The following is a 21166-nucleotide window of genomic DNA, read 5'->3' as shown; positions in this document are numbered from 1 at the left end:
TTTTTTTTAATTTTTTTTGACTGAATCCGGTTAAAAAGTATAAATCTGGAACATAACACAGGCTTGATATAAAAACGTCATGTGTTATCAGGGTAATTTAGTATGAAACAGAAAAGGCTGAAGCTTACAGGTGGTTCCTGCAGACTTCAGCCTTTTCTATTTATGTAAAAAAATCGAGATCTTAGATCATGGCTACAGTCTTATTATCGATCTGGGTGCCGTAGGTTTTTTTGTAATGCATCTTGCGTTCCAGTGCCGCAATAACAGGCTCCGAAAAATCAACGCCTTCCAGTTCGCTGGCTGTTGGCAAAGCACCGGGGCTAAAAACGTTTATTTCCATCAGCTTATTGCCCACAATATCCAACCCAACTAAGAACATACCGTCCTGTATCAGTTTCGGCTTCACAAGTTCTACCAGGTCCAGCATGCGCTGGTCTACTTTGGCGGCAACCGCCGAGCCGCCGGCATGTATATTGCTGCGGATGTCGTCGGCGCTGTTTACGCGGCGTATGGCGCAGTATTTCCCTTTATGCTGCAATGCCTCGCCGTTCATCACAAACAAGCGTACATCACCTTCTGTAGCCTCTGGCAGGTATTCCTGTGCTATTACGTACCCATCGCGGCTAATGGCCTCCACAATCTGGTTCAGGTTGGTAGAGTCTTTCTTCTTTACCATAAACACACCTGAGCCGCCTGAGCCCTGTAGTGGCTTAAGTATAATATTATTTTTCTGCTCGTTAAAGAACTGCTTAATCTCTTCTTTGTCGCGGGTAATGAGGGTACGCGGCCTTACTGCCTCCGGAAAGTGCTGGAAGTACATCTTGTTCACCGCATCTGATAGCGAGGTAGGGTCGTTGAGCACAATAACACCATGGCGCATCGCCAGCTGTCCGAAAATAATACCGGCATTCTGTGCCCAGGATCGTCCTTCCGGCTCCGACGACGGGTCATTTCGTAGCATCAGCACATCAAGTTCACGCGCTGTTACTTTAACTCTTTGGGCCTTGTCGCTGTGTATGTAATCGATATATGTGGATGGAGATTTATACTTGTGATTTTGGTCTGCGCATAAGGCATTGGCGCCCATATAACCATCGGGGTAATAAGCCAAATCGCCTACGCCCATCAGGTAAACGGTGTGGCCGGCATTGTGCAGGCGCTGAGCTAAGAATATGGTGGTATAAACTGCCTTTTCAGTTTCTATGTTGTTTACTACAAATCCTACTGTCATGTGGGTGCTTTATATGTTGTTGGATGATGTGGCTGGAAGATTATAGTAAGTTAAATACTGAAATACCGGTTTTTAGTTGTTCCAGCTTTGGTTTGATGCTGTCGTCCTGCAAATAGCGGGGCTTTAAGGGCACTGGGCGCAGCACTTTACGGTAAATCAGTTCCTGAACAATGGGTATGTAGTCCTGCCTTATCTTGCCGATAAGCAGCGGCTCCAATTCATGCCCTTGCTTCAGGTAATCGAGCAGGTGCACCAGGCCGCGCAGGTACACAGCATCTTTTGTTAGGCCGCCGCCGCGGTGCACGCGCATGGTCACGTCCCAGGCAGTTTCATGAGTAAAGTTATACTTGTCCTTCAGTCGCCAGAAATTCTCTGAAAAGGTACTGCCCTTGGTAAGGTGGTGCACTGCAATTACCCGCGCTGCCAGTATGCGCATCCGGTCCTGGTCCAGGCCGCCCACCAGCCACTCGCTAAGAACAGCCATACCTTCCTGTAGCTCTTCGTAGCCGGGGCTGCCAATGTATAGCTGTTGCAGGGGTTGCGCCTTTCCGTTAAAGTACGTGAGTATGTGCGTGCCTACCTCATGTTGTATTAATGCCTGTGCCCTGCTGCGCGGTATTTTAGCATCTGTACCCACATTCAGCCTTCCTTCCGACACGATCAGGCCAATAATATCATCGCGTACATCAACGCCTGAGTTTACTCCGGGATGCTGTTGCTTGAGGTAAGCTATTTCCTGCTCGGCCAGGGCAGCAAATTCTGGCACAGGTATAAGCTCGGCATCCGGGTCGCGGGTAGGTTCGGGTATGGCGGCTAGTATACCTTCTGCCACTTTCAAAAGCTGGCTATCCACGCCACCGTACAATTGCATGCTGCTGTACAGAAAATCAGGCTTGCCACGGTCCGACAACATGGTGATCATTTTATCGAGTTCATGGCGTTTGTCCCGGAACAGGTAGGCCAGCGTAGGGTCGTCTACTTTCTCGATGGAGATATTGTAAAGTTCGCGCTTTAGCTTGTCGGTATCTACGGGCATTAAGCGGTAATGAAAGGTAGGCGCTTTTTCGTACTTACTTTTTTTAAATTCCTCCCACGCCTCGTTATTGTTTACCGGCGTTACCAATAGCAGAAACCGGAACTGATCGCTTATACTTGTCAGCTGTTTATCGATGCGCCAAACCACACGGTTTACGGCTCGCCTGCCCAGCGCCTGGAAATGCACCGGTTTCTGGGTGCCCTGCACCTGCATAAAATCAAAAGCCGTCTTTTTAATTGCGTCTGCTATCTTCTGGCGTAGCGTGCGTTGCAAGAGTGGGTAAATAGCGCCGGTTAAAGCGTTTTTGTAAACCGGTTTCAGTTCAATGCCAAGTATAAGCACAGCATGCTTTTTCAGTTCATCCTCAGGCATAAGGCAGAGAGGCTCCTGCAACAACTTTTCGTTAGATACAGTTTTTACAGAACTATGAATCCCACTTACTTTAATACTCTCCAGTTCATCCTTTAGCACTTTTACAGTAGCCGGCAGCTGCTTTTCGGGGCCGAGTATGTTAAACATGGGAGCCTCTTTTTCGTGTGAGGCCATTAGCTCAATTATTAAAAAGGCGCCGAACTCATCGGCCATAGCTTTGGCTATACTTTGCACCAGCGGCCTTACCTGATGGTTGCACTCGTGGCTGGATATGATATATGAGGCAGTGGCTTTTACAAAATCAGCTGTGGCGTAGTCGGGTTCTCCTTCCGGATGCCGGAAAAGTATAAGAAAGGGCAGGGGCCGGTCTATGTACACCAGTCCGCCGTCGGGCAGGCGCCGGTGCACCTGTTTGCCGCGCTGCAGGCTTTTGGTAACTCTCCGGATAAAACTGTCGGTTATACTTTCGATCATGGCTATTTATGGTTCAGGTGCAGATTTATACTTTGATGAAGTATGGACCCACACCGCTGGCGCAAGCTTGCTGCTCATGCCTTTTTAACTGTCACGCAACTAAGGAAACTAAACTGCTATTTCATGACAATGGCTGTTGTCCGTGTAATGGGAGTATGCTGTTTCATAGCCAGACGCAAAGTATTGCGTCTCTACATTTTCAATAACCATTAAACAATTAACAATCAGCAATTAACAATCAAACTACAGCACACCGCATACTTCGTGCATGGCAGTTAATACAGGTTTAGTAGTTTGTTCCAGAGCTTTTTTTATTTCTTGTACTTGGGTATGGTCAGGTTGTCCGGTCCATTCGTCCATAAAGAATTTTTTAAACTCGATGCTCATCACGCAGGCGCTGTCGCCGAAGTTGTCGTGTATCCAGCGCATAAAGTGCCCGCCCTCAAACTTTACGTTCTCACGCACATCCAGGTGGCGGCCATGATAATCATAACTCTGCAGCGACTTGGTAAAGGCATCTACCACAGGAGCCCATTTTTGCCGGTTCATGTTGCCGGTGCCAATGTTTACCTCCGGGTTCTGTTGCGGGTCTGCCTCTGGGCCGTTGGCGCCTTCGCGCTTATGGTTATAACTGTGCATATCATACACAACAAAACAACCGTGTCGCTTCTGAATCTCTGTTAAAAACTGCTTTACATCGGCATAAAACCTGTCGTAATGGGCCAGCGACTCTTCTGCGAACTCATGGGCCAGTTCTCCTTTCCATACATTCAGGCCCCAGGCATCTTCTGGTTTTCGATAAATGGCTTTGTTACGGGGCCGATTCAGGTCCAGTTCAAAGCGGGAGTTGTGGCCTATTAGCTGGTTATCGGTTATCTCTACCCATTGGTCTGTATAAGGATCTTCTTCGCGCAGGCGCTCCTCAGCGGCCAGTGCAAACAGGTTACTGATGTTGTGGCGTACCTCGTGTCCACTATGAATGGCTGTGGCAATTAATGGGCTATCGCCACGCTTAATGGTATAGTATGCTGTATCTACTTTGGTGTGTATCATAGCTGTAATATTTGCTTAGGATGTACCTTTTTCAGGCCTTGAAGGTTATCGTAAGGCATGTTTGCTGAATTTATTTTGCACATGTATAAGACTTGGATATTTTTGTTTACGTCAGTTGGTCGGTATGTAGAATAAAAGGAACTAGCACACCAAAACAGCAGAAGGCTAAACACGCAAGTAACCAGCATTATTAAGTGCGGGAGAGATGTACAGCGTATTTAATTGATACCCAAAAGCAATTGGTCCGTAGTATAAATTAAAATACCAGCGATTTTGCCTAGAACAGAACAGACTAAAATATGCCCGGCCTGTGGTGCAACAGTACCAGAAGCAGCAACGCAATGCCCTGCTTGTGGCGAACCATTGGCTCCCGTAGAAAAGCGTGCCTGGTATAAAACCCTGACTCCCACGGAAATCTTTCTGCTTATACTGGGCAGTATTATGCTGATGATTGGTTTGGTGGCGGTGTAGGTAATGCGCTGATAAACATACCCGTGTATTAAGTATGAAGACACTCAGGCACCCAATATTTCTGGCCAGTTTGCTACTGTTTTGCCTGAATCAGGTGTTAGAGTTACTGCATATTTACATATGGCCGCTGCACACGCACCTCGACGACCTGCTTTGCATGCCAGTTATACTAACGCTTATACTTGCGGCAGAACGTTTATACTTCCGGAATCCATACTTTGTATTGCCCAGGCATTATATCGTGGTCTCGGTACTGCTGTTCAGTATTGTGTTCGAAGGGATATTACCATTACTTGCAGCCAAGTATACTGCTGATGCCTGGGATATTGTAGCTTATGTGGTAGGGGCACTTATCTTCCATAAAAATATAAACCGGAGCATGCCGGCCCAAAGTATAGAGGCGGTAAAGTAATTTTCTCCTGGTATTGCTTCTTTTAAAACAGACTTGCCAATTACAGCCTGTAAGTTAATTACAATTTTCGCTTCAGAAATTTTAAGAGGTTAAAGCAACCTTTGGTAAAACCGCGCATCTTTAGTTCGAAAGCAGTCTGAAAAGAGCTTATCAAACTAACCATGCAAATAAAATACTTTTACTATGAACATCCTGAAATTTTACGCAACATCCCTAACCCTAATGCTTATGCTGGTTAGCCAGCCGTTACTAGCCCAGCAACTAAGAGGCAATGGCAACATGCAAACCCAGGACAGAAAAGCAGCTGGCTTTACCGGCATTGATGTAAGTGGAGGTTTTTCGGTAGAGATAACGCAGGGCAGCAACGAGGGCGTGCGACTGGAAGCAGAGGAGAACCTGCTCGACAATATTAAAACTGAAGTTAGAAACGGCGTGCTCCGCATTTATAATGATAAAAGCCTTAGTACTTCAAAAGGTATGAAGGCCTATATAACCGTTAAGGAGTTGAATAAAATAGACATTAGCGGTGGTGTGAAAGTAGTAGGCAAATCAACCTTTAAAACCAATGCCATGACGCTGGATATGAGCGGAGGCTCTAAAGTTATGTTAGCTGTAGAGGCAAAGCAGATTAAGGCTGATATGAGCGGGGCCAGCAAAGTAGAACTTAAAGGAAAAACTGATAACCTGACAATGGAAATGTCCGGCGCATCGCAGGTAGATGCCTCAGAGTTGGCAGCAAATGATGTAAAAATAGGAGCCAGCGGCGCGAGCAAGGTTAAAGTGCACGCTGATAAAACGCTGCATATAGATGCCTCCGGCGCTTCGGCGGTATATTACAAAGGCACGCCAAGTATAACTTCAGAAACTTCTGCAGCGGCTAGGATTTCGAGATTGTAAAGAGAATACAACCACATACCCTGAAAAAGCAGCCCTATTTTAGAGCTGCTTTTTTGTTTACTGTTGCTGTTGTAATAAGTCTAAAGTATGGCTCAGAGCTGTTTTATCGCCCCATGGGCCGTGGCTGGATACAACCACGTTTGCTTTCGGAAAACGTTGCTGCACATTCCGGGTGGCCGTTGGCCAGTTACCCAGATCGGCATCGCCGGTATAACCCAAGGTGTTTGTTTGCAGGTCCTTTACCAGGCAGCCGCCTAACAGGATCTTTTGCTGTGGCAAGTATACCACCACGTTATCCAAAGTATGGCCACCGCCTGGATAATATACCTCAAACCGCTGCCCGCCGACTGTAAACGTTGTATCTGTTGCGAAAGTAATATCGGGTGTGCCCTTGCCATTTTCAACGGCAAGTATGGCTGTAAGTTTAGAAGTAACCACCGGCACTCCCTGCTGCTGCATGGCTGCCATGCCTCCTATTTTGTCTTCGTGCCAGTGGGTGGGCACGCATACTTAGTTACCTTTATCTCCTGATTTTGTGCCCGCAAAGTATAGGCAGGCAACACGAACAACAGGCAAATTATAACGGATTGCAATCGCTTAATCATCATGTTTACTTAGCGCATTGGAACGGGCAATACCGGCAAACTGGCGTGGCCTTCAGCATCTACAGACTGCACGGCAAAAAAGTAATTGTCTTTAGAGTATGGCAGCGTGGCCTTAGTGTCGGTAACATAGAACTTCTTTTCCCAGTTTGAGGCATGCGTTGGGCGCATTAATACATAATAACCAGCTGGCTTTTGTCCTTTTGCTGGCGCTTCCCACTTCAGGTCTGTATTATTAGTAAGGCCAGAGGTAATAACACCTACTTTCTGAGGTGCAGCCGGTGCCCAGGCCAAGCTGGCCATACTTGCCAGGTTAACGCCGGCATTTTTGCGCAGGTACTCAAAGTCCATAAACTCGGGCAGGTCGCCGTACTGTTTGCCGTTCTCTTTGCGCACGTCCTGGTGCTGGTGGTCAAAGTCCTCGTTCATCTCGCTCATGCGCACCGCCGAAAAGCCCTGGCGGTTAAATGGCGTGTGGTCGCCGCCACGCAAAAAGCGGTCAGCGCGGTGTACTAGTATAACATCGATCTGGTCTACATACTTTTCGCCAACGGTTTCCATGTAGCGGGCCAGGTTACGGCTAGGGCTGTCGTTCTCTGCACCAAGTGTTCTGCGCAGGCGTGCCTCCTGTTCTGTTTCGCTGGCCGGAGTGCCTTCGCTAAAAATGCGTACTCTGGAGTTATCGTGAATGCCGGTCTCGGCAGAGTAAGAGTTGCCCACAATGTCGTTGTTCTGCATGGCCACCAGATTCCAGCCTTCTTTCTTGGCGCGCTCTGCCAGGTGCGTAGAGCCGTACAGCCCTTGTTCTTCACCCTGAAAAGCCACGAACATCAGCGTAGCCGGGAATTTTTTAGAGGCCATAATGCGGGCCATCTCCATTACAATGGCAACACCTGATGCATCGTCGTTAGCGCCAGGGGACTTGCTCTTGGCGTCCATCACATCGGTTGCTCTGGAGTCAAGGTGGCCGCCTACTATAATCACACGGTCATCGGTAGGGTCGGTGCCCTTAAGTATGGCAATAACGTTCGCCATTTCGGTATCCTGCGGCACACGGCGTCCGTCGGCTTTTACTACAAACTTATCCATCTCCACGGTCATGCGGCCACCGGAAGCCTGGGCATACTTCTCAAATTCTGACTTTACCCATTCGCGGGCCGCGCCAATGCCTTCTTTTTTACTGGTAGTTGTGCTTAACGTATGGCGTGTGCCGAAGCTTACCATTTTGCGCACCAGTTCTTCCAGGTTTTTAGCAGAGATCTGGTTTACCATCTGCTTTATCTCATCGTCCTGGCGCACTACTTCCTGAGCTATACTTTGCGAAGGGGTGATAAAGTATGATCCTGCCAGCACAGCCACCGCCAGCAGTTTGGTTAGGTTAAATTTTAAGGTCATGTTAGTTTAGGTATGTGTATGAACTCTAAAGTTAAACAAGAATCTGCAAAAATCATTGTTTTGACGTTGATAGGATTGTTTTGTGCTGCAGTTATTAGGTATTATACTTGCTGATCTTCTCTTCGCTGTGGTTTTTACTACTGCTGGCGTTTTTCTGCCTTTATATCGAGCAGCTGCTGTTCCTCAGTCTTGTTTGCCTATACTTTCATCTTTGGCTTTGGTGTGCTCAAGGCCGCAAGGCCTCGTTCTCGGGCATCGCGCTGCTGGGGGTAGGGGCCCTCTTCTCGCTTCCTGCACTCGTGCCTCGTGCTGCCTCGCTTGCGCTTGTCACCGGAACCTCTCGAGGCGCTCTTTATCGAGGGCCCCTTCCCCCACCCAAGGACTGGAAAGGACACTTCTTCGCCGGCGGCTGTTGCAATTGGTAGCTAAGTATAAATTCTGATTTGTAGGGAGAGGTCGCGACCTGTCCGAGGAATGGCTGAGGCTATGAAACTTATAATGCTACAAAAGCAGTGGCCAATTCCCCTCTTGAGAGGGGTAGGAGTGTGTTAATCGTCTATGCTGGGAGGTCCGAGTCAGAAGGCCAGCTTACAACGCTCATCCCGCAGTAAGTATAACTCCTCATCCACGCTAAGTATACTTTTGGTATTGAAGAACTCCATCTGGTAGCGTTGCGAAAACTCTTTGCGTTTGATAGCTTCCAGGAAACGGCGGGCATCGTCACGGGATTCAAGTATAAGGCCGGGTACTTTGGTTAAGCTTCCTTCATCATCTTTAGCAACCATCGTAAAGTAAGAGGTGTTAGTGTGCTTAACAATACCGGTTTTCACATTTTCTGCTGTAACCCTGATGCCTACCATCAAAGACGTGTTACCTACATAGTTAACGGATGCCTTCAGCGATACCAATTCGCCAACCTCTACAGGCTGCAGAAAATTAACGCCATCCACAGATACGGTTACGCAGTAGTTGCCGGCATGCTTGGCCGAACAGGCATAGGCAACTTTGTCCATTAACGAAAGCAGAATGCCACCATGTATTTTACCTCCGAAGTTGGCGTAGCTCGGGATCATGAGCTCAGTGAGGGTGGTTTGGGAGTAGGATACAGGTCTGAATGCAGGTGTGGTCATGGTTAACTGATTTATACTTTGACCCAAGTATACGGAGAGAACTTTAATTTTGTCTAAACCACAGATTAATGAGGATTTGTAGGATTGGCGGGATTCACCAGTAAGCGTAATTCACTTCTGGGGATAGGTGTCCTCTTAAAAGGGAGGGGCTTAGGTTTATTTATACTTTTGCTTTATCGTAATACACTCACAGGTCTCCTGGACGCTGTGAGGTCCGAATCCTGATTCTGACAGAATAAAAAAGATGCGCGATATTGCATCTCAATGTAATCAATCAAATCCCACAAATCGGTATTAATCTGCGGTTAAGACTATAAAAACACCACATCTTTTACCACGTTGCTGCCAGCCTCTATGTTCAGCATCTCAATTACCTTGCTTTTAGACATGTTAAGTTCGTGCTTAAGTGGGGCAGAGGTAAGGCGCACAAACAGCTTTCCGTCCTTAAAGTATAGCTGCTGCGTTTTCATGGCAATGGGCTTGCCCATAATTTTCTCCCAGTTCTGCACCAGCTGTACTTCGCCCAGTTTACCGTCCAGCCTGTAAGCTTTCATCAGCGCTTTCAGGCTGTCTCCAATCGGCTGGATGTCCGCTTTTCGTCTGTCAATCTCTTCTTTCTTCTTGTAGTAGCGCACGGGTGGGGAGTTATAGATTAGTAATGGTGAATAATGAATTAGTAATTTGCCTGTCTATTTATATTGCTTCGGCTGCTCTCTTGGATTTGGAATCAGAAAGAGTTTGAGCAAAGTTAGGAGATAAAGAACGCTTAAAGTTCAAATCTTTAAATTTCTGAGGTAATAATCAGGTGAGATTATTTGACATCAGGAGGAAAGCCTCTGGTGTTCTACTTAACTACTTTTACAATATACTCCTCTTTGCTGTCTATTTTCTCTGTATTTAAGCCCCCTCTTGAGATGGAAGGTATGGCTAAGAAGACATCTTTATTTGTATCGTTCAAGCCGAAGGTGTAGGAGATTTGTGAATGCCTGGCATATTGCTGCGGCTTTAAGCAATTGTAGAAGTTACTCTTCTCAGCAATTTTCAATGAGTATACTCCTGTAGAAAGTAGCACGATGCCCACTTTAAAACGGTAATCAGATTGGTTACACCCATATGAGGCTATGATATGAGTCGCTCTCTCATAATTCTGTGTTTTCTTCAACAGGGCTTGATGTTACTACTTTGCAAAAGCCTTCAGGTCGGGTATAAACTTGGTACAAAGCTGAATAGGACAGCTCAATTGGAAGAGAAACAGAATCAACTAAAACTTCCCGACCTGACTTAGAATCGAACAGGTGCTTATCATTTATGTTTGTCTCAATCCAGATAGTATCACCTATACTATAGGTTTTTTTGAAAGGGTTTAAGCTTAGCGTTTCTTTGAAAATTTGTGCTGGTTCAGGTTCTGGCAAGTAATCATCGCCACATTGAAAACCCATTGTTAAGCATATCACAACTGCGAATAACAAGTAACTGTATTTCTTCATGACGCTTCGCCCTAAAAGTTGCAAGTTAGAATTTATACTTTAACGTATTATTAATAAATCAGGCCACAACAGTTTAGTAATCAGCAATTAAGCAATTTGTCTAACTACTCCCTCTCTTACCTCAAATCTACGGATACTTTCCGAAAGCCCTTCAAGTATTTTATCTGTCCTGTCCAGATGGGTATCAGTTAAAAAGATTTGCCCGAAAGTATGGGCGGCCACCATCTGCATGAGTTTGGTAATGCGTTTCTCGTCGAGGCGGTCAAAGATATCGTCGAGCAGGAGCAGGGGCTTGTGGTGCTGGCGCTGGTCCATTACCTCAAAGTGAGCCAGCTTTAGGGCTATAACATAGCTTTTCTGCTGGCCCTGCGATCCGAAGCTTTTCACCGGGTTGCCATCCATCAGAAACACGAAATCATCTTTGTGCGGACCTACGGTAGTGCGTTGCAAAGCCAGGTCTTTGCGTTCGGCCTGGTGCAGCAACTGGGCAAAATCAGAGCCTGATAATTGGCTTTTATAGGTAAGCGTAACAGTTTCGGAGCTGTCGGAGATGTGGCGGTAATGCTTCTGGAAAACAGGCACAAACTCCCCTAAGAACTTTTCGCGCTCCTGCGTTAGCTGCTCGGCAAAAGGTATAAGCTGCTCGTTCAATATCTGCAGGTAGTCACGGTCGTAGTAATTTCGATCAGCAAACTGCTTAAGCAGCGAGTTGCGCTGTTTAAGTATGTAATTATACTGTATCAGCTGCTCCAGGTAAGAATGGTTTAGCTGCGAAATAAGGCTGTCGAAGTACTTACGGCGCTCTTCGCTGCCCTCGCGTATCAGATCGGTGTCGTAAGGCGAGATAAGCACCACCGGAAACTGGCCAATGTGGTCACTTATCTTTTCGTAAAGTACTTTATTATGTGTAACAGCCTTTTTCTGGCCCTGTTTCATGCTAACTTGCACGGTGTGCTTGGCACCTTCAACTTCAAAACGGCCCTTCACCATAAAAAAATCCTCGCCCTGTTTAATACTTTGTACCTCGGTGCCCGGAAAAGCGCTTTTGGTCATAGAGAGGTAATGGATGGCATCGAGCAGGTTTGTTTTTCCGCTGCCGTTGTCGCCGATAAAGCAATTAATATGCTCCGTAAAGGCCAGTGAGGCCTCTTCGTAGTTTTTAAAGAACAGTAAACTAAGATTTTCGAGGAGCATTTTTTCTACTTTGAATTCTTTTTCCTTAATTTCGCAAGCTAAACCCGTTATGGGCCTGATTGCCCGCTTGTTTCAGGTGCTTTTCAGCCTGAACATGCAACGGATAAAACCCAGATTAGATTTTTACCCATGGCTGCTACGAAAGATAAGGCAAAAGCGAAGTCGGCGAAAGCAAAGGTACAGGCTGAGCCAAAGTTTTCAAAAGAAACATACATGTGGTGGTTTGAGAACATGAAACTCATCCGCCGCTTCGAAGAAAAAACAGGCCAGTTGTATGGCCAGCAAAAAATAAAAGGTTTTTGCCACCTCTACATTGGCCAGGAGGCTTGTGTGGCTGGTGCTGTAACTGCGCTTACCAAGGATGATAAGTGGATTACCGCTTACCGCGACCATGCACACCCGCTTGCCTTAGGCACAGACCCAGGTGCTGTAATGGCCGAGATGTTTGCTAAAGCTACTGGTTGCTCTAAGGGCAAAGGCGGTTCTATGCACATGTTCGATAAGAACGTGAACTTTGTAGGTGGCCACGGTATTGTTGGTGGTCAGGTGCCACTTGGTGCAGGTCTTGCCTTTGCTGAGAAGTATAACAACACAGGTAACCTTTGCATTTGCTACATGGGTGACGGTGCTGTGCGTCAGGGTGCTTTCCACGAGGCCCTGAATATGGCCATGACCTGGAAACTGCCTGTGATCTTCGTGATCGAGAACAACGGTTACGCTATGGGTACATCTGTAACGCGTACATCAAACGTGCAGGACCTGTACAAACTAGGTTCTGCGTACGATATGCCTTCTTTCCCGGTAGATGCCATGAGCGTGGAAAACGTACACAATGCTGTAGCAGAGGCTGCTGAGCGTGCACGTGCCGGCGAAGGACCAACATTGCTTGAGTTCAGAACATACCGCTACAAAGGCCACTCCATGTCTGACCCTGCCAAGTATAGAACCAAAGAAGAGCTGGAAGACTATAAAGGCCGCGACTCTATAGAGTCTGTAGCAGCTACTATCCTTAAGAATAACTGGGCTACGGAAGAAGAATTAGAGCAGATTGATGAGAAGATAAAGCAGCGTGTGGCAGAAGCCGTTAAGTTTGCTGAGGAATCCCCTTATCCGGATCCGTCTGAGCTTTACACGGATATCTACGTGGAGCCGGATTATCCATACATCATGGACTAATTAGAAGTGTAAAAAACTACAAATCAGGAATTAAAAGTTAGGAATTGGTTGTTGCCCTGTTAATAAGATTGGTGCAAATCATTTTTAATTTTTACATTTGAATTTATAATTCAATTTAAATCAATGGCTAAAGAAACAGTTAAGAACCACAGCGAGTTTGAGGAGCTGGTAGAAAATCCGGATGCGTTGGCAGAGCGCTTGTCGCAATCAGAGGATTTCGTGAAGAAAAACAAAACGAAGTTACTCGTTGCGTTTACAACAATCGCTGCTATTGTTGTGGCAGGTTTCTTATGGTATAACTACAAGTCTACACGTAGCACAGAGGGGCATAATGCAATGTTCCAGGCCGTTTATTACTTCGAGCAGGACTCTCTGAACAAAGCCCTTAACGGAGACGGTCAGTACCTTGGTTTGTTAGCTATTGCTGATCAATACGATGGAACTGACGCCGGTAACCTGGCCAATTTCTATGCGGGCGTGGCTTTGCTAAAGCAGGGTAAATTTGCAGAGGCCCAGGAGTATCTGGAGGATTTTAGCGCTGATGATTACCTATTGCAGGCACGTGCTTACAGCCTTACTGGCGATGCGCTGCTGGAGCAGGGAAAAAGCAAAGAGGCTGCTGATATGTACATGAAAGCTGCAAATTATAACGCTAACGAGCATTTCTCGCCACAGTACCTGATGAAAGCCGGCATTGCTTACGAGGCTGATAATAACTTCTCTGCAGCTGCAGAGGCTTATGATAAGATCATCACAGATTTTGTTGCTTCTAAAGAAGTATCTGAAGCTAAAAAGTATAAAGCCCGCGCCGAAGCACTGGCCGGCAATAACTAAAGTATAAAAAGGCTATGCTAAAAAAGCGCTTTTGTCTTATCGGCAAAAGCGCTTTTTTATTAGCACTTGCCAGCCAGGAAGTATAAAACAAGCAAAGTATCAAAGTGAGTGTTATACTAACCGTAAAACACGAATAACTAACAACCATTAACGATCAACCAGTTAAAGTATGGCTACATCTCTAAAGAACCTGAGCGATTATAAAAAAGAGAACTTTAAAGACATCTCTGATAAAACCATTGGAATTGCAGTAGCTGAGTGGCACGACGATATAACAAGTGTATTATGCCAGGGTGCTGTAGACACGCTGCTAAAGCATGGTGCTAAAAAGGAAAACATTTACATAAATACCGTTCCGGGTAGCTTCGAACTTACCTTAGGAGCTCAGTTTTTGGCGATGCAGGAGGAAATAGATGCTGTAATTTGTATTGGTGTTGTAATCAAAGGCGATACTAAACACGATGATTATATTAACCATGCAGTGGCAAATGGCTTAACCAACGTATCCTTAAAGTTTAACAAGCCGGTAGCTTTCGGTTTAGTTACTACCAACAACCTGGAGCAGGCTTTAGACAGAGCAGGCGGTAAGCACGGTAATAAAGGTGTAGAGGCGGCCGCTGCAGTAATTGGTATGCTTAGCTTTTAAGATTTGCAAAAGTATAAATCAAGTATAAATAAAAACGAGGCGGCTTACTAAAGCCGCCTCGTTTCGTAAGTATGATCGGTTCTGTTTTTAGAACTTGATACCAAAAGCTATACCTGTGCGGATACCAAAACCACCGAATGCACCAGTATCAAAAGCATCTTCTTCGCCGCTTTCTACTTTTATGCTTCCAGCGTTGTAGTTAGGACCAAAGAAAGTATCCAGGACAAAGCGATCTGCAAACACCCACTGGTTACCAACTAGCAAACCACCACCAAAAGTCTTAAATGTTGCTTTATCTGCATGGTCACTAAAGCCTTCGTGCTCAGCAGTCATGTTAAACGACTGGTAACGCATAAACGGAGCAATATAAAATCCTTGTGGAGCTTCTTTCGACTTAGAAAGATATTTCCTGAATTCCGGCGTAATGCCATAACCACTGAATTTAGTGTCTTCTATACTAAAGCCAGTATAAAATACACCCAGCTGAATACTTTTGTCTTCAGCAATAGTACGCTCATAAAATACAGAACCAGTACGAACAATTGGGCTAAGTACGTTGATCTTCACAACATTACTTTGTGCCTGTACAGCACCCATTGAGATGGCAAATGCTGCCACAACTAAAAATAAGATTCGCTTCATAGCAGAAATAAATAATAAAAAGTTGGATAAACATTAATTATAAACTGAACAAATATATACGTTTGTATATATATAACATGAAGCGTATATAAATTTATTTTTATAAGTTATAACATTAAAGCACGGTTCTTGATAAACCAGTTAAAAACGTCCAATTCTCGCAAAATATAGAATAAAATTAATGGGGTGCCATTAATTTTTGGTTATCCATAGTATATTAAATTGTTTAATCTTATTTTTGCACGAATTTTAGCAAAGATGCTAATAAACAGATGCTTGTGAGGAGCACAGGCTAATAAAGCGTATAGAAGGCTTGGGTTTGTACTAGTGTAAGATTGATATTGAAATACATCACTGCTAAAAAGGGGAATTAATAAGCTAAATATTGAGTTAAAGATATACAGTTCTAAAAAGACAAAATGAACACAAACGAAGAAAAGCAGCGCTATTCGCGCGAGGAGTTAGCAGAGTTTGAAAGCATTATTGAAGAGAAGCTGACTAATGCCCGCAAAGAAGTAACCTTTATAAAGGAGACTCTTAGCCGCCGTAACGATTCAGGAACAGATAACACAGCATCTCCTACAAAAGTGTTGGAAGATGGTGCTGATACTGCCGAGAAGGAAAGCTTAAACCAGCTTGCTTCACGCCAGATGAAGTTTATCCAGCAGTTAGAGAACGCACTGATACGTATTAAAAACGGCACTTATGGTGTTTGCATTGTAACTGGCAAACTTATCCCGAAAGAGAGATTGCGCGCAGTACCGCATACACAGCACTCCATTGAGGCTAAACTACAGCGTAACGACTAGTACTTTTACAATTTGAATATCCTGCAAAACCATATTCAGGCCCTGGTATTTTGTGCCCAGTCACCGATAAGCATCGAAGAAATTCAGCGTTGCTTACAGGAGTCTATGGGCTTGGAAGAGGTATTGGTAAGTGATGTGCTCGAGGCTGTTGAGGCCATAAATGAGCAGCTTAACGAGACCGGCTTTGCTTTCCAAATCTATGCGATCGGGGGCGGTTACCAGTTTCTTACAAAGCCGCAATATCAGGATACGGTAAGTACTTATCTAAAGCAGAAATCAAAGAAAAAGTTGTCAGCGTCTTCTCTGGAGACGCTGGCAATAGTTGCCTATAAACAGCCGATAACAAGATCACAGGTAGAGCAAATCCGTGGCGTAGGCTGCGACTATGCAATACACAAGCTTCTCGAGAAAGAGCTGATCGAGATCAAAGGCAAAGCCGACACCATTGGGCGCCCTGTACTTTATGGCACCTCCCAGAAATTCATGGATTACTTCGGCATCAACCACATCAAAGACCTCCCGCAACTAAAAGACTTCGCCACAGAAGAAAACATGATTGGCGAAACAGCCGACTAGGCTACACCCTTATTGAACTATAAATAGAGATTTTCTATTAATACTGCACATAATGAAGGTACAGTAGCGATACTGCATCGATAAAAACAATACAATGGCAAGAGAAAACGAAAGACCTGCCCGCGATAACGCCGGCAGAAGAGATGGCTCTGACAGAAACCGTTCTGACAGACCAAATAACGACCGTGAAGGCAAAAAAATCTTTAACAGAAGAGATAAGAACGATAGGCCTGAAGGTGGAGAACGTGGCGAACGCCGCAGCTTTAACCCCGACAGGCGAGATAACGATAGAAGGGATAACCGCGGAGCCGAAGGCCGTTCATACAATAACGACCGCCGCGAAGGTGGTGAGCGCCGTTCTTTTGGAGATAAGAGAGAGAGTGGTGAAAGAGGTGAGCGTCGCTCGTTTGGGTCTGATAGGAGAGAAGGCGGCGAAAGACGCTCTTTCAACTCTGACAGACCAAGACGCGAGGACGGAGAACGCCGCAACTATGGCAACGACAGAAGAGAAGGCGGCGAACGCAGATCTTTTGGCGGAGACAGACGCGAAGGCGGAGAGAATCGCGAAAGACGTCCATCTGAAGGGAACCGTGTAAAACGCTACGATCGTGCAAACGAGGGTGGCGAACGCAAGTCATTTAACTCAGATAGGCCAGCCAGAAGAGATGACCGCGGCGGCGAAAGAAGAGAGGGTGGAGACCGCCGTTCTTTCAGCAGCGATCGTCCGCGCCGTGAAGATGGTGAGAAAAGATCATTTAGTAACGACAGAAGAGAAAGTGGCGAAAGAGGCGAACGCAAATCTTTTGGCAATGACAGGAGAGAAGGCAGCGACCGTCGCAGCTTTAACTCAGACAGGCCAAGAAGAGAAGACGGAGAACGCCGTTCTTTTAACAACGATAGACCAAAACGTGAGGATGGCGAGCGTCGTTCATTTAGCAACGACAGCCCACGCCGCGAAGGTGGAGAACGCCGTAGCTTTGATGGCAACAAAAAACCATACAGAGAGAACAGAGAAGAAAGATTAGGCAAACAGGCACCAAGCCGCGACCGTTTTAACGACCGTAAAGAAGGCGAAGACCAGGAAGCTCCTAACTATAATCTGAGCCGATATAAAGACAACCCACGCATCAAAAAAACGAACCGAAAAGAGGATGAGGATGGCACTATTCGTCTGAACCGCTTTATCGCCAATGCAGGTGTTTGTTCGCGCCGCGAAGCTGATAGCTTAATTGAGGCTGGTGAGATTAAAGTAAACGGCGAGGTGATCACGGAGATGGGATACAAGGTACAGCTAACAGACAATGTGCAGTATGGCAAGAAGATCCTTAACCGTGAAAAACTGGTGTACGTGTTGCTAAACAAGCCAAAGGACTTTATCACGACCACTGAAGACCCTGAAGGCCGCAAGACGGTGATGGACCTGGTAGCGAATGCTTCTAAAGAGCGCATTTTCCCGGTTGGCCGCCTGGACCGCAACACAACTGGCCTACTGCTATTCACCAATGATGGTGAGCTGGCCCAAAAGCTGACGCATCCATCAAACGATATCAAGAAAATTTACCAGGTAGAGCTGGATAAGCCAATCACCAAAGCAGATTTTCAGAAGATAGCGGAAGGAGTGGAGCTGGAAGACGGCAAAGCAGTTGTGGATGATGTGGCCATATTAGGAGAATCAAATCACTTTCTGGGTATAGAGATACATATTGGCCGTAACCGCATTGTGCGCAGAATTTTTGAACACCTGGGCTATGATGTAGTTACCCTGGACCGTGTGCAGTATGCCGGCCTTACCAAAAAAGACCTGCCGCGCGGCAACTGGCGTTTCTTATCTGAAAAAGAGGTAGTAAGGCTAAAATACTTTATGTAACATATGCGCAACGTCGCTATAGACATAGGAAACACGGGCACCAAATATGGTATCTTTGAAAAGGATGCCTTGGTAAAGCAGGGTTATTTTACCGGGCATGAATTGCCGCAGGAGCTGCAGAACCAAAAATTTGACCATGCCATTGTTGCCTCTGTTGCGGCGGGCACGCAAAGTATAGCAGCAGGGCTGTCTGTATCAGGAAGCATTATAGAGCTTTCTGAGCAGACAGCCCTGCCTGTTTTTAACAAGTATAAAACCCCGCAAACCCTGGGCGCAGATAGAATTGCCGCCGCAGTTGGGGTTAATTACCTGTTTCCGAGGCACAACTGTTTAATATTTGATGCCGGCACCTGCATTACCCACGACTTTGTCGACAAAAACGGGAACTACCTTGGAGGAGGAATTTCGCTGGGCTTGAACATGAAATTTAAGGCATTGCATACTTTTACAAAGCGCCTGCCGTTAGTAGAGCGAACTGAAAATGAGTACCCGCTTACCGGGCAGTCAACGCAGGAGTCTATACTTAGTGGGGTGCTTGCTGGAACCGTGGCCGAACTCAATGGCTTTATTCAGGCTTATTCAGAAAAAGCGAAAGATCTGGTGGTTATACTTTGCGGAGGAGACGCAGGATTTTTTGAAAGTAAATTAAAAGGACGCATCTTTGTAATTCCTGAGTTAGTTTTAATCGGGCTTCACAGAATATTAGCACATAATGTATAAATCACTCCGAGTACTGATAGGCTTTGCCATACTATGCCTGGCACATGCCGCACAGGCGCAAAATATTGGCAACACCCCGTACTCTCGCTATGGCTTAGGGGAATATAACTACAACCTTGGCAACGTACGCAACGCAGGCATGGCCGGCGTAGGTATAAGTGCAGGTAATAGCTTTCAGGCCAATACTGCTAACCCAGCACTGTTGTACTATAATAGTATAACAGTATTTGATATGGGTGTGGCAGGTCAGTTAAAAACCATCAAAAATTCTGCTGAAAAGCAAACTGACGGTAATGCTAACCTTTACAACTTAACGCTGGCAGTACCGGTATCGAAGCGCTGGAGCTCTGCAATTGGTTTAAGGCCATATAGCGTTGTTAACTACGAGGCCAGAACAACATCAAGCCTGCCAAGTAATCCACGTGCTACCATACAGCAGCAGTATTTGGGCGAAGGCGGCATTTCAGAGGCATACTTTTCGCACGGCGTTAAAATTGCTGACGGCCTTACAATAGGTGGTAGTGCATCTTATTTGTTTGGGGCTATCACAAAAGAGTCCGCTTCGGTAGTGCAGGATGATTCGTTGGCTGCTATTGGCAGCGAGAAAGTGGTGTACAACGAACGCATACGCTACGAGAATTTTATATTTAGAGCCGGTGCGAATTACCGCAAGCAAATTAAAGATAAATCTTACCTAAGTGCGGGCGCAGTTTATAGCTTTGGCACTGATTTGGATGCAACGCGCAGGTCATCTTATGAGCGTAGAACACTATCAGACAACATATTGGACGATAACATATTGCCTGACAGCTCAGAAAGCAGCGTAAATCTGCCGCCAAGCCTTCATGCCGGATTAACATTCGACAACGGAAAAAACCTGACTATCGGGGCTGATTTCTACAGCCAGAAGTGGTCAGAGTTCAGAAACTTTTCCGGGGAAAGTGAATTGGGAGACAGCTATCGTGTGGCACTTGGAGGTGAATACACCCCTAATGCAAACTCAATAGATAACTTTTTTGCCCGCGTTACCTACCGGGCCGGTGTCTATTACGGAGACACGCCATACAGTGCCAGAGGCGAGTCTATTAAAGACAAGGGTATAACAACAGGCTTTACAATGCCATTGGGCCGCTCCACAATCTACGATCTATACCAACTGAATGCTGCCTTTGGATACGGAAGCCGCGGCACCACAGACAATAACCTTATCAAGGAAAACTATTTCCAGTTTAGCGTTGGCTTTACCGTAAACAGCAGGTGGTTTATTAAGCGCCGCATAGATTAGCCATCGTTACAAAGTATAAATGAAAAGGCCGTTCTTGAAGCGGCCTTTTTTGTAATATGCCTGTTAAAGAGGCTGTTTGTGAACTGAGAATTATAAATTTTGTTATTTTCACGAAAACCGACGATAAAGTATAACATGCGCAATGCATACATATTAGGGTTACTGGCACTTATTGTAAGTACGGCTTTTAGCTGTACCGATGAGTTACAGGACCCTGACAAAGAACTGAAATACACCGGTCCCCTGATCGAGAACAAGGACGTGGTAACACTTTATTCCGACTCAGCCAAATTGCTGGTTAAGCTGCAAGCGCCGCTGCAGCAGGAGTTTGAAAACGGTGATGGCGTGTTCCCGGAAGGGCTATATGTAGAGTTCTTCGAAAAGCCAGGGCAAATGACATCAACATTAAAGGCAAATTACGCCAAACAGGACCGTAATAAGGATATTTACCTGGCCAGAGGCAATGTAGTGGTAAATAACTTGCAAAAACAGGAAAAGCTGGAGACAGAAGAACTGTACTGGAATAAAAATAAGCAGGAAATTTATACAGACAAGTTTGTAAAGATTACCACAGCTGAAGAAATAATTACAGGGAAAGGACTGCGTGCCAATCAGGATTTCTCGAGATACTCCATTACAAAAGTGACAGGCACATTTAGCTTAAAAGAAGAGTAATGAACCCTAAATTGTTAAATACTATTTTACTGTCGCTCGCTTTTGTGGCTATGGTTATAGGTGTGCACCGCAGTATAGAGGAGGGTGACGCCGCCGGCAATTACTGGATTTTTATGATTGTGCTGGTGTTGTACATGTTGTACCGCTACCGGCGCAATAAAAGCGAAGACGCCGAAAAATAA

General features: G+C 45.7%; 23 protein-coding genes. 13 read left to right on the top strand and 10 right to left on the bottom strand.

Annotated elements, in window-relative coordinates:
• Nucleotides 1-181: 181 nt before the first annotated feature.
• The 3 genes from K0O23_RS04290 to K0O23_RS04280 form a co-directional block, all read right to left on the bottom strand.
• A complete protein-coding gene (locus K0O23_RS04290; RefSeq protein ID WP_219876154.1) occupies nucleotides 182-1231 on the bottom strand; it encodes a glutathione synthetase in 1050 nt (349 codons plus the stop codon).
• A 40-nt stretch (nucleotides 1232-1271) separates the two neighbouring features.
• The gene (locus K0O23_RS04285) at nucleotides 1272-3113 is read right to left on the bottom strand and encodes a flavohemoglobin expression-modulating QEGLA motif protein (RefSeq protein WP_219876153.1); all 1842 of its coding nucleotides are present in this window, start codon (nucleotides 3111-3113) and stop codon (nucleotides 1272-1274) included.
• Nucleotides 3114-3356: 243 nt separating this feature from the next.
• The gene (locus K0O23_RS04280; RefSeq protein ID WP_219876152.1) at nucleotides 3357-4166 is read right to left on the bottom strand and encodes an N-formylglutamate amidohydrolase; all 810 of its coding nucleotides are present in this window, start codon (nucleotides 4164-4166) and stop codon (nucleotides 3357-3359) included.
• A 273-nt stretch (nucleotides 4167-4439) separates the two neighbouring features.
• Between K0O23_RS04280 and K0O23_RS04275 the strand changes: the two genes are divergently transcribed.
• From K0O23_RS04275 to K0O23_RS04265, 3 genes are all read left to right on the top strand, one after another.
• On the top strand, nucleotides 4440-4637 hold the full coding sequence (locus K0O23_RS04275; RefSeq protein ID WP_219876151.1) for a zinc-ribbon domain-containing protein: 198 nt from the start codon (nucleotides 4440-4442) through the stop codon (nucleotides 4635-4637).
• A 34-nt stretch (nucleotides 4638-4671) separates the two neighbouring features.
• Nucleotides 4672-5049, top strand: coding sequence for a magnesium citrate secondary transporter (locus K0O23_RS04270; protein WP_219876150.1), 378 nt, complete (start codon nucleotides 4672-4674; stop codon nucleotides 5047-5049).
• 183 nt (nucleotides 5050-5232) lie between these two features.
• On the top strand, nucleotides 5233-5946 hold the full coding sequence (locus K0O23_RS04265; RefSeq protein ID WP_219876149.1) for a head GIN domain-containing protein: 714 nt from the start codon (nucleotides 5233-5235) through the stop codon (nucleotides 5944-5946).
• Between the two features lie 57 nt (nucleotides 5947-6003).
• On the opposite strand, the gene K0O23_RS04260 is transcribed toward K0O23_RS04265, so the two are convergent.
• From K0O23_RS04260 to recF, 6 genes are all read right to left on the bottom strand, one after another.
• Nucleotides 6004-6450 carry an MBL fold metallo-hydrolase gene (locus K0O23_RS04260; protein WP_219876148.1) on the bottom strand — a complete coding sequence of 149 codons (447 nt, stop codon included), beginning with the start codon at nucleotides 6448-6450 and terminating at the stop codon, nucleotides 6004-6006.
• A 110-nt stretch (nucleotides 6451-6560) separates the two neighbouring features.
• Entirely contained in the window at nucleotides 6561-7943 is a 1383-nt protein-coding gene (locus K0O23_RS04255) for a M28 family peptidase (RefSeq protein WP_219876147.1), read from the bottom strand.
• 575 nt (nucleotides 7944-8518) lie between these two features.
• Nucleotides 8519-9073 carry an acyl-CoA thioesterase gene (locus tag K0O23_RS04250; RefSeq protein WP_219876146.1) on the bottom strand — a complete coding sequence of 185 codons (555 nt, stop codon included), beginning with the start codon at nucleotides 9071-9073 and terminating at the stop codon, nucleotides 8519-8521.
• A gap of 311 nt (nucleotides 9074-9384) precedes the next feature.
• The gene (locus K0O23_RS04245; RefSeq protein ID WP_219876145.1) at nucleotides 9385-9708 is read right to left on the bottom strand and encodes a DUF721 domain-containing protein; all 324 of its coding nucleotides are present in this window, start codon (nucleotides 9706-9708) and stop codon (nucleotides 9385-9387) included.
• A gap of 504 nt (nucleotides 9709-10212) precedes the next feature.
• The gene (locus K0O23_RS04240) at nucleotides 10213-10560 is read right to left on the bottom strand and encodes a hypothetical protein (protein WP_219876144.1); all 348 of its coding nucleotides are present in this window, start codon (nucleotides 10558-10560) and stop codon (nucleotides 10213-10215) included.
• An 87-nt stretch (nucleotides 10561-10647) separates the two neighbouring features.
• Nucleotides 10648-11754 (bottom strand): DNA replication/repair protein RecF, encoded by a 1107-nt coding sequence (gene recF / locus K0O23_RS04235; protein WP_219876143.1) that lies wholly within the window; start codon nucleotides 11752-11754, stop codon nucleotides 10648-10650.
• A gap of 129 nt (nucleotides 11755-11883) precedes the next feature.
• On the opposite strand from recF, the gene pdhA reads away from it, so the two are divergent.
• From pdhA to ribH, 3 genes are all read left to right on the top strand, one after another.
• Nucleotides 11884-12930: a pyruvate dehydrogenase (acetyl-transferring) E1 component subunit alpha gene (gene pdhA / locus K0O23_RS04230; protein ID WP_219876142.1), complete on the top strand. Its 1047-nt coding sequence runs from the start codon at nucleotides 11884-11886 to the stop codon at nucleotides 12928-12930.
• Between the two features lie 123 nt (nucleotides 12931-13053).
• On the top strand, nucleotides 13054-13764 hold the full coding sequence (locus tag K0O23_RS04225) for a tetratricopeptide repeat protein (protein WP_219876141.1): 711 nt from the start codon (nucleotides 13054-13056) through the stop codon (nucleotides 13762-13764).
• A 169-nt stretch (nucleotides 13765-13933) separates the two neighbouring features.
• On the top strand, nucleotides 13934-14410 hold the full coding sequence (gene ribH, locus K0O23_RS04220; protein ID WP_219876140.1) for a 6,7-dimethyl-8-ribityllumazine synthase: 477 nt from the start codon (nucleotides 13934-13936) through the stop codon (nucleotides 14408-14410).
• Between the two features lie 87 nt (nucleotides 14411-14497).
• On the opposite strand, the gene K0O23_RS04215 is transcribed toward ribH, so the two are convergent.
• Nucleotides 14498-15052, bottom strand: a complete 555-nt coding sequence (locus K0O23_RS04215) for a DUF3575 domain-containing protein (RefSeq protein ID WP_219876139.1) — start codon at nucleotides 15050-15052, stop codon at nucleotides 14498-14500.
• A gap of 419 nt (nucleotides 15053-15471) precedes the next feature.
• Between K0O23_RS04215 and K0O23_RS04210 the strand changes: the two genes are divergently transcribed.
• The 7 genes from K0O23_RS04210 to K0O23_RS04180 all read left to right on the top strand — a co-directional run bounded on the left by K0O23_RS04210 (nucleotide 15472) and on the right by K0O23_RS04180 (nucleotide 21166).
• Nucleotides 15472-15861: a TraR/DksA family transcriptional regulator gene (locus K0O23_RS04210; protein WP_219876138.1), complete on the top strand. Its 390-nt coding sequence runs from the start codon at nucleotides 15472-15474 to the stop codon at nucleotides 15859-15861.
• A gap of 12 nt (nucleotides 15862-15873) precedes the next feature.
• A complete protein-coding gene (scpB, locus tag K0O23_RS04205) occupies nucleotides 15874-16437 on the top strand; it encodes an SMC-Scp complex subunit ScpB (RefSeq protein WP_219876137.1) in 564 nt (187 codons plus the stop codon).
• A 94-nt stretch (nucleotides 16438-16531) separates the two neighbouring features.
• Complete coding sequence (locus tag K0O23_RS04200; protein WP_219876136.1) at nucleotides 16532-18304, top strand: pseudouridine synthase; 1773 nt, start codon at nucleotides 16532-16534, stop codon at nucleotides 18302-18304.
• A 3-nt stretch (nucleotides 18305-18307) separates the two neighbouring features.
• Nucleotides 18308-19024, top strand: coding sequence for a type III pantothenate kinase (locus K0O23_RS04195; RefSeq protein ID WP_219876135.1), 717 nt, complete (start codon nucleotides 18308-18310; stop codon nucleotides 19022-19024).
• Nucleotides 19017-20309 carry a hypothetical protein gene (locus K0O23_RS04190; protein ID WP_219876134.1) on the top strand — a complete coding sequence of 431 codons (1293 nt, stop codon included), beginning with the start codon at nucleotides 19017-19019 and terminating at the stop codon, nucleotides 20307-20309. Before K0O23_RS04195 ends, K0O23_RS04190 begins: the two co-directional genes overlap by 8 nt.
• A 135-nt stretch (nucleotides 20310-20444) precedes the next feature.
• Complete coding sequence (gene lptC / locus K0O23_RS04185) at nucleotides 20445-20984, top strand: LPS export ABC transporter periplasmic protein LptC (protein WP_219876133.1); 540 nt, start codon at nucleotides 20445-20447, stop codon at nucleotides 20982-20984.
• Complete coding sequence (locus K0O23_RS04180) at nucleotides 20984-21166, top strand: hypothetical protein (protein WP_219876132.1); 183 nt, start codon at nucleotides 20984-20986, stop codon at nucleotides 21164-21166. Before lptC ends, K0O23_RS04180 begins: the two co-directional genes overlap by 1 nt.

Origin of the sequence: Pontibacter aydingkolensis (assembly GCF_019443125.1) — a bacterium.
In the GTDB taxonomy this organism is placed as follows: Bacteria; Bacteroidota; Bacteroidia; order Cytophagales; family Hymenobacteraceae; genus Pontibacter; species Pontibacter aydingkolensis.
The sequence above is the reverse complement of the archived record's forward strand: the minus strand, read 5'-3'. Positions and strand labels throughout refer to the sequence as shown.

What these genes read in the sequence shown, in the direction of transcription:
- K0O23_RS04290 (WP_219876154.1), bottom strand. Translation starts at nt 1,231, where the DNA reads ATGACAGTAGGATTTGTAGTAAACAACATAGAAACTGAAAAGGCAGTT.
- K0O23_RS04285 (WP_219876153.1), bottom strand. Translation starts at nt 3,113, where the DNA reads ATGATCGAAAGTATAACCGACAGTTTTATCCGGAGAGTTACCAAAAGC.
- K0O23_RS04280 (WP_219876152.1), bottom strand. Translation starts at nt 4,166, where the DNA reads ATGATACACACCAAAGTAGATACAGCATACTATACCATTAAGCGTGGC.
- K0O23_RS04270 (WP_219876150.1), top strand. Translation starts at nt 4,672, where the DNA reads ATGAAGACACTCAGGCACCCAATATTTCTGGCCAGTTTGCTACTGTTT.
- K0O23_RS04265 (WP_219876149.1), top strand. Translation starts at nt 5,233, where the DNA reads ATGAACATCCTGAAATTTTACGCAACATCCCTAACCCTAATGCTTATG.
- K0O23_RS04255 (WP_219876147.1), bottom strand. Translation starts at nt 7,943, where the DNA reads ATGACCTTAAAATTTAACCTAACCAAACTGCTGGCGGTGGCTGTGCTG.
- K0O23_RS04250 (WP_219876146.1), bottom strand. Translation starts at nt 9,073, where the DNA reads ATGACCACACCTGCATTCAGACCTGTATCCTACTCCCAAACCACCCTC.
- K0O23_RS04240 (WP_219876144.1), bottom strand. Translation starts at nt 10,560, where the DNA reads ATGAAGAAATACAGTTACTTGTTATTCGCAGTTGTGATATGCTTAACA.
- recF (WP_219876143.1), bottom strand. Translation starts at nt 11,754, where the DNA reads ATGCTCCTCGAAAATCTTAGTTTACTGTTCTTTAAAAACTACGAAGAG.
- pdhA (WP_219876142.1), top strand. Translation starts at nt 11,884, where the DNA reads ATGGCTGCTACGAAAGATAAGGCAAAAGCGAAGTCGGCGAAAGCAAAG.
- K0O23_RS04225 (WP_219876141.1), top strand. Translation starts at nt 13,054, where the DNA reads ATGGCTAAAGAAACAGTTAAGAACCACAGCGAGTTTGAGGAGCTGGTA.
- ribH (WP_219876140.1), top strand. Translation starts at nt 13,934, where the DNA reads ATGGCTACATCTCTAAAGAACCTGAGCGATTATAAAAAAGAGAACTTT.
- K0O23_RS04215 (WP_219876139.1), bottom strand. Translation starts at nt 15,052, where the DNA reads ATGAAGCGAATCTTATTTTTAGTTGTGGCAGCATTTGCCATCTCAATG.
- K0O23_RS04210 (WP_219876138.1), top strand. Translation starts at nt 15,472, where the DNA reads ATGAACACAAACGAAGAAAAGCAGCGCTATTCGCGCGAGGAGTTAGCA.
- K0O23_RS04200 (WP_219876136.1), top strand. Translation starts at nt 16,532, where the DNA reads ATGGCAAGAGAAAACGAAAGACCTGCCCGCGATAACGCCGGCAGAAGA.
- K0O23_RS04195 (WP_219876135.1), top strand. Translation starts at nt 18,308, where the DNA reads ATGCGCAACGTCGCTATAGACATAGGAAACACGGGCACCAAATATGGT.
- K0O23_RS04190 (WP_219876134.1), top strand. Translation starts at nt 19,017, where the DNA reads ATGTATAAATCACTCCGAGTACTGATAGGCTTTGCCATACTATGCCTG.
- lptC (WP_219876133.1), top strand. Translation starts at nt 20,445, where the DNA reads ATGCGCAATGCATACATATTAGGGTTACTGGCACTTATTGTAAGTACG.
- K0O23_RS04180 (WP_219876132.1), top strand. Translation starts at nt 20,984, where the DNA reads ATGAACCCTAAATTGTTAAATACTATTTTACTGTCGCTCGCTTTTGTG.